Source organism: Solirubrobacter phytolaccae, assembly GCF_027587195.1.
Lineage (GTDB): Bacteria > Actinomycetota > Thermoleophilia > Solirubrobacterales > Solirubrobacteraceae > Solirubrobacter > Solirubrobacter phytolaccae.
The window spans coordinates 1-12,044 of record NZ_JAPDDP010000126.1 but is presented as its reverse complement, the minus strand read 5'-3'; the positions used below and the strand labels follow the sequence as shown (position 1 = coordinate 12,044).

Here is a 12,044-nt window from a genome sequence, read left to right as displayed (position 1 = left end):
CGGCGCGGGGCGGGCGCCTCGAGCAGGCGCCGGCGCACGCGCTCACGCGCGGCCGCGTCCCACGCGGCGTCGTCGTCGGCCACGCGGGCCAGCGGCGCGAGCAGCTCGCGTTCGTCGTCGGACACGGTCATCAGTAGGCCTCCGTCTGCGTGGCGTTCGCTCGCGGGCGTGCGCGCGAGGCGGGAAGGGATGCGGTGAGCTGGCCGCGGGCGCGCGCCAGGCGCGAGCGCACGGTCCCGATCGGGACGCCGAGCGCGGCGGCGGTCTCCTCGTAGCTCAGCTCGCCCCAGGCGACGAGCAGCAGCGTCTCGCGATCGGCCGGCTTCAGGCGCAGCAGCGCCTCCACCAGCCGCGGATCGACGGCATCGAGGTCCGCCGGGTCGGCGGCCCGCTCGACCGCGCCGGCGCCGAGCCGCGCGAGCGCACGCAGCCGGCGCTTCTCCGAGCGGCGGTTGTCGGCCACGACGTTCGCCGCGATCCCGAACAGCCACGGCAACGGCGTGTCGTGCACGGGGACGTACCGGGCGTACGACCGCAGCGCGCGCTCGAACACCGACGCCACGGCGTCCTCCACCCGCTCGGGTTCCAGCCGGCGCTGCAGGTAGCGGGCGATCGTGTCCGCGTGCTCGTCGTAGAGCTCCGCGATGCGGTTCGCCGTAGGGCTTCGCTCTTTCTCCATCATCCACTCATCGCCGATCGCGTTGACGAAGTTCACGGACCAGTCTAGGTGTGTCACGCAGGTCTTCAGATAGAGATGCCGTCCAGTGGCTGAATGGCATACTCGCGACGATCGGGGTATGCCATTCGGGTGACGGGAGTGTGCCATTTCTTCCAGGATTCGAATCACCTACTCCCGGCCGCTCGCCATCGCTGAAGCTCGGGGCCGGGGAGACGTTTTCAGACGGCAGAACCCGGCCAGCCTGGAGACGCTACGCGGCGTTGCGTTGATCCAGAGCGCGGAAGCGTCCAACGCCATCGAGAACATTCACGCGCCTCGAGACCGCATCGAGGCCCTGGTGGCTGTGGAGGAGCATCTTCCCGACGGAACCGTTGTCGAGCGGTTCCGCCCTGTCTCTGCCGACGACACGCCCCAAGCGATGGACGACCTCCACGTCGGCTTCTCGCGCGCCCTGCAGCACGCCGAGCACGCATCGAGAAGCTCATCGAGCAAAGCAAAGAGACCTACTACGAAGCGCTGCAGCGCTCCACGACCGGCTGGCATGAGCGCACCCATGATCTCGGTCCGTGGACGGACTATCTCCTGGGCATCATCGTCGCCGCTTACCAGGAGTTCGAGACGCGGACCGCGACCGTTAGCGGACGAGGTTCCAAGCGCGCGCTCATCACCGCCTTCATCCGCGCATCACTGTCCGACGAGTTCAAAGTCGCGCAGATCCGCGACGCCTCGCCCGGCGTCAGCGACGCCTACATCAGCAAGGTGCTCGCAGAGCTGAAAGCCGACGGGGTCATCGAACCCATCGGCAAAGGCCGAGGTGCGGGATGGCGTCGACTCCGACACGACTTCGAATAGGTCACGCGTCGGTCACCGAGCGCGTCCGTGTGGCGCCGATCGAGCTGGGCACACCCCGTTGCGCTCGCTCAGCCAAGCAGGTCGGCGTGGTGGCGGGCGGCGACGTCAGGGTGCGCGCGCAGCCGGACCTTGAGCGAGTTGAAGCCGTAGTTGGCGAGGATCGGGTTGTCGGGGTCGGCGCTCTCGCCACCCGGCGCCTCGGCGGCCAGCGCGGCCGGCAGCGTGACCGGCTCGATCCTGGCCTCGAACCGGGGGTTGAAGAAGTACGCGATCGAGATCCGCTGGATGCCCTTGGGCGGGCTGACCACGCGGTGGGGCGTGGCGCGGAAGTAGCCGTTGCTGACGAGCTGCAGTAGTTCGCCGATGTTGACCACGAAGGAGCCGGGGAGCGGCGGGACGGCCACCCACCGGCCGTGGACCTCGGCCTCGAAGCCGCCGACGGTGTCCTGGTGCAGGAGGGTGAGGAAGCCGCCGTCGGTGTGTGCGCCGACGCCCTGGTCGGTCGGGAAGGTCTCGCTCGGCGCCGGGTAGCGGATGATCTTGGTCAGCACCTCGGGCGGCGTGACGATGGCGTCGAAGTGGTCGGCGGACTGGCCGAGCGCGAGCGACACCGCACGCATCAGCGCGTGGCCGGCCTGCTCGAGCGCCGCGTTGTACTCGGTCACGGCGGCGCGGAACTCCGGGAGCGCCTCCGGCCACAGGTTCGGCCCGCGCAGGCGCAGCCACGCCGGGTCGCCAGGCCCGATCGCGGGTGCCGGGACCTCGCGGCCGATGTCGACCTGGTCGCGCAGGTCGCGCAGCCCGTTGGTGTGCTCGTTGCCCAGGCGCGTGTAGCCGCGAAACTGCGGCGAGTGCACGTTCTCGATCGCCAGTCGCTCGGCCTCGGGGAGGGCGAAGAACGCGTCGGCGACCTGCCGGACGCGGGCGATGAGGTCGTCCGAGACGCCGTGGCCGACGAGGTAGGCGGCGCCGATGCCGTGGAAGGCCTCGCGCAGCGCCTCGACGAAGCCCACATCGGCGGGGTTCGCGCGGAAGCCGGAGATGTCCAGGACGGGGAGAGGGGACGGTGCGCTCACAGCTCTCAGCCTATGGCAGGATTCCGCTGTGGCTGGAAGCGTGATCAATCGGCTGCTCGCGATCGGTGGGTCGCTGCTCGCGTTCGCGCTGCCCAAGTACGCGGAGCCGGAGCATGTCGGCGTGTCGGCGGACGGGGCCGTGTGGGTGTCCGAGCAGTTCGGCGGGCTGGCCCGGCTCGACCCGTCCGGCACCGCCAAGGAGTTCCTCGAGGGTGGCGAGGAGTACGTCAACGGGTTCGCGTCCGGGCCGGACGGCTCGCTGTGGGTCGCCGCCGACCGGGGCCTCGTGCAGATCGATCGCCTGGGGCGGGTGACGCGGCGGTCGGACATCAGCGACTCGGCGGTCGCGGTCGCGAGCGACGGCGGCGGCGCGGTGTGGATCGCGACGGGCGACGCGCGCCTCGTGCGCCTCGGCGCGGACGGCACGCGGCGGGAGCTGCGCTACCCCGAGCTGTCCGACGGCCAGACGGTCGAGGACATCGCCGCGGCGCCCGACGGCTCGGTGTGGTTCGTGCAGACCGGGCTCGGACGCGACCGGCTGTGGCGGATGTCCGCGGACGGCACGTTCACCCGCTGGCGGGTTCCGGGCAGCCTCCCGACGCCGCGGCAGCTCGCGGTGGGCGCGGACGGCGCGGCGTGGCTCACGGGCCGGCACGGATTCACGCGGGTCGCGCCCGACGGGCGGATGACCCGCCGCCCGCTCGCGGATGAAGCGACACCGCATCAGATCGTCCCCGGCATGGACGGCAACCTGTGGTTCACCACCGACGAGTGCCTCGGGCGCCTCACCGGTGCCGGCGCGGTGACGACCTGGCGTGTTCCGGGCGCCGTCCAGCTCCAGGGCCTCGTCGCCGCCGCGGACGGAAGCTTCACGCTCGCCGACCAGGCCGGGAACGCGATCCGGCATCTGAACCCCACCGCGGTGGCGCCCACGCCGTGCGGCGCGGCCACGATCACGCGCACGGCGGGCGCCACGACCGCGACGATGGCCGGCGAGCGGACCTCCACCGACTCCTACTGGGACGTGCACGTGCACATCGCGCGGGAGGGCGTCGAGCGCTATCGCGAGGCGGTGCCGAGCATCGACGGCGGCTGGGCCCACGCCTACGACAACGCGCTCCAGGTCCGCGACCTCGACGGCGACGGCGAGCCCGAGGTGCTGGTGACCGTGAACTGGAGCGGGACGCAGTGCTGCGTCTGGTCGCGCATCTACCGCTACGACCGCGCGCGCAACGCGTACGCCGTCGACCAGCGCATGTGGGGCTACTACGCCTCCGAGCCCGTCGTGCGCGACCTCGACGGCGACGGCCGGCCCGAGCTGCGCTCGCTCGACGACGACTTCTACGAGCACTTCGCCCACCAGAGCCAACGACCGGTGCAGATCTGGTCCTACCGGCAGGGCAAGCTGCGCGACGTCACGGACCGCTTCCCACGGCTCATCCGCAACGACGCGGCGAAGCTCTGGCGCTGGTACCGCAAGTCCCGCTACGCCCGCGGCACGCTGCCCGCGTGGATGGCCGACCAGTACCGGCTCGGCCGCAAGGCCCACGCCGACCGCGTGCTCGACCAGGCGCGGGCGCGCGGCGAGCTCGACAAGCACTACGGGTACGAGCCGCGTGACCCCGACGCGTTCGTCAAGGCGGTCAAGGCGTACCTGCGCCGGTCCGGGTACTAGCGCGTGTGAGGGATCCGATCAGGGGTACTTAGGCGGTCGATGAGCATCCGACTGATCACGGTGTGCGCCGCGCTGGCGCTCGTGGGCTGCGGCGCCGAGGACGAGCGCGAGGCCGCCGCTGGCGGCGGGGACACGATGGCGGCCGAGGAGTGGTCCCGCCAGGTCGAGGAGATCTGCGACGAGAGCGCCAACAAGGCTGAGCGCGAAGGCATCGAGACGATGCAGAAGGCGCTGGATGAGGGCGCATCGGAGGGCGAGGCGGTCGCGCGCGTGCTCGAGCGCAGCGCCGAGATGACGGAGCCGTGGCTGGACAAGATCGCCGCGATGCCCGCGCCGCGCGGCATGGAGGCGAAGGCTGACGAGTTCGATCAGCGGATGCGCGACATGCTGCCCGACATCCAGGCGTTGGCCGACATGTCGCGCGAGGACACGAGCCAGGCCGAGCTGGAGGCGACGACGCAGCAGTTCCTCGAGGAAGTGCTGCCGGTGCGCGCGCTCGCGCGGGACCTGAACATCCACGCCTGCATCCCGCGCAACAGCCAGCCGTGAGCGGCGAAGGTCCCGCGCACGCCGCGCGGGACCTCCGAAAGCGGGCTACGGGTTGGTCGTGCTCAGCGTGAACGTGAGCGTCTTGCTGTAGCTGCCGGTGCGCAGCGCGTCGATCGCGTCGACGTGCTGGGAGAAGGTCACCGTGACCTCCTCGTTGGTGGTCGGCGCGGTCCACTGGGACTTCGAGAACGCGACGCCGAGCGGGCTCGGGAGCGTGAAGGCGCCGTTGGTCAGGTGGCCGGGATCGGAGACCGACAACGTCGCGTCGCCGGCCGTGGAGATCACGGTCGCCTTCGTCGTCGCCGTGTAGTCGCGGGTGACGCCCGGGACGAACGTGCCGAGCGTGGCCTGCGCGCCGAGGGTGAGCGCGAGCGTGGCGGGCACGGTGCCGCCGACGGTCTGCTCGACCAGGTTGGAGACGTCGTAGCGCCACAGCTCGGTGGTCTTGCCGGACGGGCCGACCTTGAACGGGGGCGTGGACGTCGCCGCCGGGTCGTTGCCCTGCTCGAACCCGAAGTCGTTGTCGTCGACCATGCCGAGGTCGCCGTTCGGGAACAGGCCCAGGCCTTCGGGCTTGTCGTGGTCGTAGCCCCAGTCGTCGAGCGAGAGCCAGAACGTCTTGGCCACCGGGGTCACGCCGGCCGCGTTGGTCGACTCGAGCGTGGGGGCGTTGCCGTTCTGCGTCGCGTCGTCGAGGAGGTTCGTCGCGTTCGCGAGGTCGAGCGCGTAGACGCGCTTCTCACCCGCGCCCGGGACGCTCGTGACGTTGTCGTGCTCGTCCACGATCAGGTGCGTGTCGTCCAGCGCGTAGATGTCGGAGTTCGACAGGTCCGCCTGGTTGATGCCGCTGCCGGGCTGCGGAACGCTCAGCCGGTAGATCCACTCGCCGGTCAGCACCGGGTTCATCGCGTCGGACACGTCGAAGCGCACGAGCCGCAGCGTGCGGCCGTCGCCCTGCCCGGCGGGCGGGACGATCGAGGACTGCAGCATCCCGAACAGCGTCTTGCCGTCCTTGGTGAGCGTGCCGCCCTCCATGCCGCGGTTCTGGCGCCGGTAGGAGAACGCGCGCGGGAGGATCCGGTGTGTCTTGACGACGGCCTCGTCCTCGGCGGCGAACTTCGCGGGGTCGGCCGGGTCGGCCGGCACGGTCACGCCCGCGGGGACGATCCGGTTGAGCAGCGTGCCGTCGGCGGCCACGTGCACGAGCGACGGGCGGTACTCGTCGCCGATCCAGAACGAGCCGTCGCGCGGGTCGACCGCGATCGACTCCGAGTCCAGGCCGTACGGGTCCGACGGCAGCGTCGTCGTGCCGTCGGCGGCGTACGGGACCTCGTCCCGCGCGGACGCGGCGGTCGGCAGGCCGGACGCGGCGCCCTGACCGGCGGTCGCGATCTGCGAGAGCCCGGTGATGGTGTTCAGCTCGCCGGACTGGATGCCGAGCGCCGGGTTCGGGTTGGCCTGCATCCACGCGCGCGCCGGGTTGACGTCGCCCGCCTTGAGGTGGATCGGGATCCGCTGCACGACGTTCAGCGCGCCGCCGCTGCCGATCGCGACCTTGTAGATCGTCGGCGTGAACGCGGGCGTGAGGAACGTGCGGCGCGTGCCCGGGCCACCGACGGCCGGCAGGCCGTTCGGGCCGCGGTCGGACACGACCCAGAACGTCTGGTCGTCGATCGGCGCGAAGCCGGACCAGCCGCCCTCATTGACCGGCGGCGTGTAGATGCTCGAGCCGATCAGCGGCTGCGCGGCACCCCACACGCTCTTGCTCTGCAACGTGAAGGCCGGCGTGACCGCGGCGCTCGCGACGGGTGCGAGCACGGCAGCGGCGGCCAGCACGACCGGCGCGACCGCGCGACGGCGAAGACTCTTGGACATCGGCCGATCCTCTTCGGCCGCGCGTTCGCACTCGTTATCGAGGTGTTATTCGCTCACAACACGCGGGCCAGGAACTCGCGCGTGCGCGGGTGGGCCGGGCGCTCGAGCAGCTCGTCGGGCGGGCCGGACTCGATCACGCGGCCCTCGTCCATGAACACGACGGTGTCCGCGACCTCGCGCGCGAACCCCATCTCGTGCGTGACCACGAGCATCGTCATGCCGTCGGCCGCGAGGTCGCGGATCACGTCGAGGACCTCGCCGACCGTCTCGGGGTCGAGCGCGGACGTCGGCTCGTCGAAGAGCATCAGCTTCGGCTCCATCGCGAGCGCGCGGGCGATCGCGACGCGCTGCTGCTGGCCGCCTGAGAGCTGCGACGGGTAGGCGTCGAGCTTGTCCTCGAGGCCGACCCGGGCCAGCAGGGCCGTCCCCTGCGCGACCGCGTCCTCGCGCTTGACCTTGCGCACCCGCAGCGGCGCCTCGACGACGTTCTCGAGCGCGGTCATGTGCGCGAACAGATGGAAGTGCTGGAACACCATCCCGATCTGCGCGCGCTGCGCGGCGATCTCGTCCTCGCGCAGCTCGTGCAGCCGGCCGCGCTTGGTCTTGTAGCCCATGAGCTCGCCGTCGACGGCAAGCCGGCCGCCCTGGATCCGCTCGAGCCGGTTCACGCAACGCAGGAACGTCGACTTGCCGGAGCCCGACGGGCCGATCAGACAGGTCACCTCGCCGCGCTGCACGGTCAGGTCGATGCCCTTCAAGACGTCGAGCGTCCCGTAGCGCTTGTGCACACCCGTGGCGACGATCATCGCGCCACCGCCAGGTTCGGAAGTCGCATCGGCTTGGTCTCCCTTCGCGCGCGTGCGACGCCGCGTCCGTACCGCCGCTCGAGCATCGATTGGCCGAGCGAGAGCAGCGTCGTGATGGCCAGGTACCAGATGCAGACGACGATCAGCAGCGGGATCTGCTGGAAGCTCTGCGAGTAGATCAGCTGCGCGCTGTAGAGCAGGTCGCTCGACGCGATCACGCTCACCAGCGACGTCGTCTTGAGCATCGAGATCGTCTCGTTGCCCGTGGGCGGGACGATCACCCGCATCGCCTGCGGGAGCACGATCCGGCGCAGCGTCTGCGCGCGGGACAGGCCGAGCGCCGAAGCCGCTTCCGCCTGGCCTTCCGGCACCGACAGGATCCCGGCGCGCACGATCTCCGCCATGTACGCCGCCTGGTTGAGCGCCAGGCCGAGGAGCGACGCCATGAAGGGCGTGATCAGCGTGTTGGCGTCGGCGTGGATCGGGCCGAGCTCGATCGTCGGATAGAGCGCGGCGATGAAGTTCCAGAACAGCAGCTGCACGAGCACCGGCGTGCCGCGGAACAGCCACACGTAGAAGGCGCCCGCGCCGGCGAGCAGCTTGTTCGGCGACATGCGGGCGACCGCGACGAGGATCCCGAGCGCGACGCCCGCGACCATCGCGATCACGGTCAGCTCGAGCGTCAGCACGAGGCCGTGCAGGATGCGGTCGGAGAAGAGCATCTCGCCGACGACGTCCCACTGGAAGCGCGGGTTGGTGGCGACCGACCGCACCACCGCCGCCGCCAGCAGGGCGACGGCGAGGGCGGCGATCCAGCGTCCCGGCCGGCGGACCGGGACGGCGTCGATCGGCTGCACGCTACTCGGCGGCCTGGTTGATGCCGGGCTCGGTGATCGCGCCGGCCTCGATCCCGTACTTGGCGAGGATCTCGCCGTAGGTGCCGTCGACGATCAGCGCCTTCAGCGCGGCCCGGATCGCCGTGGCGAGCGGGCTGCCCTTGGGCAACGCGATGCCGTACGGCGCCGAGCCGTAGGGCTCGCCGACGACGGCGAGCTGCCCGTTGGACTGCTTGGCCTGGTAAGCCGCGACGGGCGAGTCGGTCATGCCGACGTCGGCACGGCCGGAGACGACCGCCAGGTTCGCGCCCGGCTGGTCCGGGAACGTCATGACCTTGATCGCGGGCTTGCCGGCCGCGGCGCACTGCTTCTGCTGCGCGGCGGCGTCCTCGACCTGCGCGGTGCCCTTCTGCAGCGCGAGCGTGCGGCCGCAGAGGTCGTCGAGCGTGTTGACCACCGTGCCGCCCTCCTGCGCCTTGACGAAGAACGACGTGCCCGCGGAGAAGTAGGTGACGAAGTCGACCGTCTTCTCGCGCTCCTTGGTGTCCGTGAAGCCCGACATGCCGACGTCGAACTTCTTCGTCGTCAGCCCCGGCAGGATGCTGTCGAACGTCGCGTGCTGGACCTCGGCCTTCAGGCCCAGCGTGGCGGCGAGGGCCTTGCCGAGGTCGGCATCCAGGCCCTCGACGGTCTTGCCGTCGGCGGCCATGAACTCGATCGGCGGGTAGCTCGCGTCGGTGCCGATCGTGAGCGTGCCCTTGGCCTCGAGGTCGGGCGGAACGGCGATCTCGGAGACGGGCTTGGTGGACACGGTGGGGGCGTCCGGCGTGTCGGTGCCGCCGCAGGCGGCGACGAGGACGGTGGTGGCCAGGAGCGGCGTCAGGAGGAGCTTCAGGTTCATGCCCCGCAGGCTTCCAGCCGTGCCTGGCCGCTCCCAACGGGTTGCCCTGCGGGCGCTCGGCGGCCAACCGGCGCGGGCGGTGCGGTCACCAGCTCCGATTACGCGCGGCCACTCCCGTAATGGGTCTACGTTGGGCGCACCATGAGCGACTGGACACGGTTCGACTGGATCGACGAGGCGACGGACGCGGCGACGATCGCGCTCGTGGCCGCGGACGGCCACACGCCCGAGGCTGTGCTCGGCCGGCTCGGCCCGATCCGGCCGCTCGGCGACCTCGACTTCGGGGCGGCCGCCGAGGCCGGGATGGACCTCTACGAGCGCGACGTCTACGACCAGCAGGGCGTCGTCCAGGCGAGCGTGCTCGAAGGCGCCGGCCGCGCCTGGGTCGTGACGCTGGAGGAGAACGGCTACCGCGCCGACCTGCAGCTCGACCGGCTCGCCGGCGTCCACAGCGCGGTCTCGTTCTTCTGGAACGTCAACGCCGTCATGCGCGTCCAGCGCCGCGAACACGGCGTCGAGGTCGAGAGCTTCGACCCGCTGCTGGACCGGCCGGACGAGGAACACCCGCACGCGGCCTCGCTCGCGCTGATCGAGGACTGGACGGGCGTCACGCTCACGGAGGACTGGTTCGCCGGCCCGAAGCCGACGTACCTCGTCGAGTCCCAGGTCTAGTTGAGCTGCCGCTAAGCGCGGTCGCCTACCGTGACGCGCATGGTGAGCACGACGCCCGAGGTGCGTGAAGACCCCCGCGTGCGCGGGTTCCTGTTCGTGGCCGCGATGGTCGCGGTCATGTGGGTCGTGGAGATCGTCGACGTGTTCGCGGGCGATCTGGACTCGGCCGGCATCCGGCCGCGTGACCCCGAGGGACTCGTCGGCGTCGCGCTCGCTCCCGTGCTGCACGGTGGGTTCGGGCACCTGATCGGGAACACGCTCCCGTTCGTGGTGCTCGGCGGCGTGATCGCGCTGAGCGGCCTCGCGCGGGTGGCCACGGTGACCGTGATCGTCGCGGTCGTCGGTGGGCTAGGGACGTGGCTCGTGGCGCCGGCCAACACGGTGCACATCGGCGCCAGCGGGCTCGTGTTCGGGTTCGCCGCGTACCTGATCGCGCGCGGCGTGTTCAGTCGCCGGGCGCTGCATCTGGTCGCGGGCGTGGTCGTGCTGTTCGTGTACGGCGGCACGCTCGCGTTCGGGCTCGTGCCGACGCCGGGCGTCTCGTGGCAGGGCCATCTGTTCGGCGCGGTGGGCGGCGTGGTCGCGGCCTGGTGGCTCGATCGGCGGACTTCCCCCGATCGAATGACCGTGTAGTCGTCCGATCGGCTCAAGGCTGATCGCCGTGAGCCGATCCCCCGGAGGCGATGCACGACTTCCAGACGTCTCCGCCACCGGCCACCGTCGAGCTCGAGTGCCCGAAGTGCGGCACCGTCGCGCTCAACCGGGACTTCTGCTCGTGCGGTGAGTACCTGGGGTGGGAGCTCGTGCTCGCGGATGACGACGCGCCCGCACCCGCTCCCGCTCCCGCTCCCGCCTATCGGCCGCCGGAGCCCGCGGAGGCGCGTCCCGCGACGCTGCTCACGTTGCGCGACCCGGCACGGGTGGACGATCCGAGCGCCGCTGTCGCCGTCTCGGTCGTGCCCGGGATCGAGGTCGCCGTGCTCGCGACGCTGCGCAACCAGGGCGAGATCGTCGACACCTACGACCTGCGCGTCGACGGCCTGCCCGAAGCGTGGTGGACGGTCACGACGCCGACGGTCTTCCTGAACCCGTGGGGCACGTCCGGCGACTACCAGCAGGACGTGCTGGTGCGCCTGCACCCGCCGCGCACGCCCGCGTCGGAAGCGCGAGCGTGGCCGCTGATGGTGGTCGCGCGCTCGCGCACGCGCGGCGTGGACGTCGCCTGGGTGCCGGCCACGCTGACGGTTCAGCCGTTCCAGAACACGGTGATGCACGTCGCGCCCGAGCGCCGGCGCGGGCGCCGCCACGCGAGCTTCGACGTCGCCGTCACCAACCAGGGCAACAGCCCGATGGAGGTCGTGTTCGGCGCGACCGACACGGAGGCGAGCTGCCCGATCGCCGTCTTCCCCGAGCGCGCGCTGGTGCCGGTCGGCGCGACCGGTACGGCGATCGTGCGCGTCGGCGTGGCGCGACCGATCGTCGTCGGCCGCGCGGCCGATCACCAGGTCGACATCACCCATCGCGTGAGCGGCGTCGAGTCCGAGCCGGTGCCGCGGCGCGTGTTGTTCCGCCAGAAGCCGTGGCTGCCGATCTGGCTGCCGGCGACGCTCCTCACGCTCGCGACCGTCGCGGTGGTCGTGGCGCTGCTGCGCCGCGATGCCGAGGTCCCCAAGCTCAAAGGCTCGACGGTGCCGGAAGCGCTCGTGGTGCTCGAGAAGCACGACCTCCTGCTCGGCCGCACGACCTACGCGACGGCACCGAAGGGCGCCGCGCTGAACACGATCATCGCCCAGCACCCCGCGGGCGGTGACGGCATGGAGAAGGGCGAGCGCGTGAACATCACGCTCGCCGCGCCCGCGAAGACCGGCGCGGTCCCGCCCGTGAACGGCATGACGCTCGCCCAGGCCGCGGACGCGCTCACCGCCGCGAAGTTCGGCTACGACCCGCAGCCGTCCAGCGCCGGCAACGACTGGGTGGTGATCCGCCAGGACCCGACGCCGGGCAGCAAGCGCGCGCTCGGCACGAAGGTGACGCTCGCGGTCGAGGACCCGACGCCGGCGGCGGCGACACCGGTCGCGACGGGTGGCGCGGGCGCGGCGGCGGCGGGCGGCGCGACGGCGGCG

The 12,044-nt window shown here is 71.5% G+C and carries 12 protein-coding genes; 5 read left to right on the top strand and 7 right to left on the bottom strand.

Annotated features, from left to right (window positions below; translation table 11 throughout):
• Positions 1-130: 130 nt before the first annotated feature.
• The 3 genes from OJ997_RS35180 to OJ997_RS35170 all read right to left on the bottom strand — a co-directional run bounded on the left by OJ997_RS35180 (position 131) and on the right by OJ997_RS35170 (position 2,607).
• A complete protein-coding gene (locus OJ997_RS35180; protein WP_270030122.1) occupies positions 131-715 on the bottom strand; it encodes an RNA polymerase sigma factor in 585 nt (194 codons plus the stop codon).
• A 214-nt stretch (positions 716-929) separates the two neighbouring features.
• The gene (locus OJ997_RS35175; protein WP_270030121.1) at positions 930-1,148 is read right to left on the bottom strand and encodes a hypothetical protein; all 219 of its coding nucleotides are present in this window, start codon (positions 1,146-1,148) and stop codon (positions 930-932) included.
• Positions 1,149-1,599: 451 nt separating this feature from the next.
• Complete coding sequence (locus OJ997_RS35170) at positions 1,600-2,607, bottom strand: isopenicillin N synthase family dioxygenase (RefSeq protein WP_270030120.1); 1,008 nt, start codon at positions 2,605-2,607, stop codon at positions 1,600-1,602.
• Between the two features lie 28 nt (positions 2,608-2,635).
• Here OJ997_RS35170 and OJ997_RS35165 point away from each other — a divergent pair, with 28 nt between their 5' ends.
• Both OJ997_RS35165 and OJ997_RS35160 read left to right on the top strand, forming a co-directional pair.
• Complete coding sequence (locus tag OJ997_RS35165; RefSeq protein ID WP_270030119.1) at positions 2,636-4,282, top strand: virginiamycin B lyase family protein; 1,647 nt, start codon at positions 2,636-2,638, stop codon at positions 4,280-4,282.
• 39 nt (positions 4,283-4,321) lie between these two features.
• Positions 4,322-4,831: a hypothetical protein gene (locus OJ997_RS35160; RefSeq protein WP_270030118.1), complete on the top strand. Its 510-nt coding sequence runs from the start codon at positions 4,322-4,324 to the stop codon at positions 4,829-4,831.
• A gap of 45 nt (positions 4,832-4,876) precedes the next feature.
• On the opposite strand, the gene OJ997_RS35155 is transcribed toward OJ997_RS35160, so the two are convergent.
• Genes OJ997_RS35155 through OJ997_RS35140 form a run of 4 tightly spaced genes read right to left on the bottom strand, consistent with a single transcriptional unit; the run spans position 4,877 to position 9,249 of the window.
• Positions 4,877-6,706 carry an esterase-like activity of phytase family protein gene (locus tag OJ997_RS35155; protein ID WP_270030117.1) on the bottom strand — a complete coding sequence of 610 codons (1,830 nt, stop codon included), beginning with the start codon at positions 6,704-6,706 and terminating at the stop codon, positions 4,877-4,879.
• 53 nt (positions 6,707-6,759) lie between these two features.
• Positions 6,760-7,512 carry an amino acid ABC transporter ATP-binding protein gene (locus OJ997_RS35150; RefSeq protein ID WP_270030116.1) on the bottom strand — a complete coding sequence of 251 codons (753 nt, stop codon included), beginning with the start codon at positions 7,510-7,512 and terminating at the stop codon, positions 6,760-6,762.
• On the bottom strand, positions 7,509-8,369 hold the full coding sequence (locus OJ997_RS35145; protein ID WP_270030115.1) for an amino acid ABC transporter permease: 861 nt from the start codon (positions 8,367-8,369) through the stop codon (positions 7,509-7,511). Before OJ997_RS35145 ends, OJ997_RS35150 begins: the two co-directional genes overlap by 4 nt.
• A gap of 1 nt (position 8,370) precedes the next feature.
• On the bottom strand, positions 8,371-9,249 hold the full coding sequence (locus tag OJ997_RS35140; RefSeq protein WP_270030114.1) for an ABC transporter substrate-binding protein: 879 nt from the start codon (positions 9,247-9,249) through the stop codon (positions 8,371-8,373).
• A gap of 141 nt (positions 9,250-9,390) precedes the next feature.
• Between OJ997_RS35140 and OJ997_RS35135 the strand changes: the two genes are divergently transcribed.
• The 3 genes from OJ997_RS35135 to OJ997_RS35125 form a co-directional block, all read left to right on the top strand.
• A complete protein-coding gene (locus OJ997_RS35135; protein ID WP_270030113.1) occupies positions 9,391-9,921 on the top strand; it encodes a DUF6461 domain-containing protein in 531 nt (176 codons plus the stop codon).
• Between the two features lie 39 nt (positions 9,922-9,960).
• Positions 9,961-10,554 (top strand): rhomboid family intramembrane serine protease, encoded by a 594-nt coding sequence (locus OJ997_RS35130; RefSeq protein WP_270030112.1) that lies wholly within the window; start codon positions 9,961-9,963, stop codon positions 10,552-10,554.
• Between the two features lie 50 nt (positions 10,555-10,604).
• On the top strand, positions 10,605-12,044 hold a 1,440-nt coding region (locus tag OJ997_RS35125), incomplete at its 3' end, for a PASTA domain-containing protein (RefSeq protein WP_270030111.1).

Excerpts from the sequence above, each read along its gene's own strand:
- OJ997_RS35150 (WP_270030116.1), bottom strand. The coding sequence starts at position 7,512 with ATGATCGTCGCCACGGGTGTGCACAAGCGCTACGGGACGCTCGACGTC.
- OJ997_RS35155 (WP_270030117.1), bottom strand. The coding sequence starts at position 6,706 with ATGTCCAAGAGTCTTCGCCGTCGCGCGGTCGCGCCGGTCGTGCTGGCC.
- OJ997_RS35130 (WP_270030112.1), top strand. The coding sequence starts at position 9,961 with ATGGTGAGCACGACGCCCGAGGTGCGTGAAGACCCCCGCGTGCGCGGG.
- OJ997_RS35160 (WP_270030118.1), top strand. The coding sequence starts at position 4,322 with ATGAGCATCCGACTGATCACGGTGTGCGCCGCGCTGGCGCTCGTGGGC.
- OJ997_RS35140 (WP_270030114.1), bottom strand. The coding sequence starts at position 9,249 with ATGAACCTGAAGCTCCTCCTGACGCCGCTCCTGGCCACCACCGTCCTC.
- OJ997_RS35135 (WP_270030113.1), top strand. The coding sequence starts at position 9,391 with ATGAGCGACTGGACACGGTTCGACTGGATCGACGAGGCGACGGACGCG.